The organism is Pseudofrankia asymbiotica (assembly GCF_001983105.1).
Taxonomy (GTDB): domain Bacteria; phylum Actinomycetota; class Actinomycetes; order Frankiales; family Frankiaceae; genus Pseudofrankia; species Pseudofrankia asymbiotica.
In genome coordinates this window covers 1-1,409 of record NZ_MOMC01000171.1, presented here as the reverse complement: position 1 = coordinate 1,409, position 1,409 = coordinate 1, and the positions used below count along the sequence as shown (strand labels likewise).

The 1,409-nt window shown below is 66.8% G+C and carries 1 protein-coding gene; it reads left to right on the top strand.

What is annotated here, in order from left to right:
* Positions 1-202 precede the first annotated feature (202 nt).
* On the top strand, positions 203-1,409 hold a 1,207-nt coding region (locus BL253_RS42725), incomplete at its 3' end, for a Hint domain-containing protein (protein WP_158230528.1).

Below are 1,409 nucleotides of genomic sequence, written 5' to 3'. Positions count from 1 at the left end.
GCGGTCAACCCGCCACCAGTCGCGTACCTCATACAGACGATCTACCCGGCGATCAGACCCCGATCCCATCCGACCCCGCGGATTAAAGCTCAGTAGCGCTCGTGGCGGAGGTGCAGCGGGCGGGGGAGGCTCCAAACCCGCTACGGCCGCAGCTACGGCCAACCGCCCAGCCGCAGCGCCTGTAGCGGCTCCGGCGGCGCCGGTGATCACGATCGATCCGATGCAATGGATCCTGGCGACGCCGCAGCCCTCCACCCTGCCAGCAGACGCCGCGGCCTCGAGCTCATTCGTCGTCCAACCCGTCAACGCTCTACCCGTCGGGGCGCTCCCCATCGCCGCCCCCGCCCCCGGAACCAACCCAGGCGCCACCCCTGCCGCCACCTACACCCCCGCCCACGCCGCCGACCCCATCGACGGATACGGCGACAGCACAATCCTGGTCGCCTACGGCGTCGCCTCCGGCCCCGGAGAGGCCCTGCTCGCCGTCCTCGGCGCTCCCGACCGGCCGGAACCGGTCGAGAACAAATGCAACGTCATATGTAAAGCCAAGGGCATCGGCAGCACCGTTGGCCACACCGTCACTAGCGCTGTTACCAGCGCCTGGAACTACACCAGGAACCACCCCGGCGACGTTGCGCTTAACGCCGCCATGATCGGCCTGATGTTCGTGCCCGTCGGTGGTGAACTCGCCGACGCCGCCATCATCGGCGCACGAGCTGGCCGTGGCCTCCGATCCGGCCTCACCCTCGCCCGTACCGCCGAAGCCGAACCCGAAGCAGCAACCACCCTCCGCGGCGTCGGCCGTGCCCTCGAAAGCTGCGCAACCGGGAAACCCGGCAACAGCTTCACCCCCAGCACCCCCGTCCTGCTCGCCGACGGCACGACCAAACCTATCGACCAGGTCCACGTCGGCGACAAGGTCCTGACCACCGACCCCGATACCGGTACTACCGAACCCAATACCATCACCGCGATCATCGTCGGCCACGGCGACAAACAACTCGTCGACATCACCATCCAGACCGGCCAAGGCACCGCCACCCTCACCGCGACCAACGGCCATCCCCTCTACGACACCACCACCGGCACCTGGACCACAGCCGACCACCTCACCCCCGGCCACACCCTCCGCCAACCCGACGGCACCACCGCCACCATCACCACCACCCACCTCCGCCACCAGACCAGCACCGCCTACAACCTCACAATCGACAAGATCCACACCTATTACATAGAAGCCGGCGGCATCGCAGTACTCGTCCACAATGGGTGTGACGGGGACATGTATGGACGGCTTCAGCCGGCGGGAGCCGGAAACCAGATCCACCACATGCCACAGAACGCGTCGACGTCTATCAGTATGTACAGCGGACCTGCCATTCGGATGATCCTTGAGGATCACCGGGCCC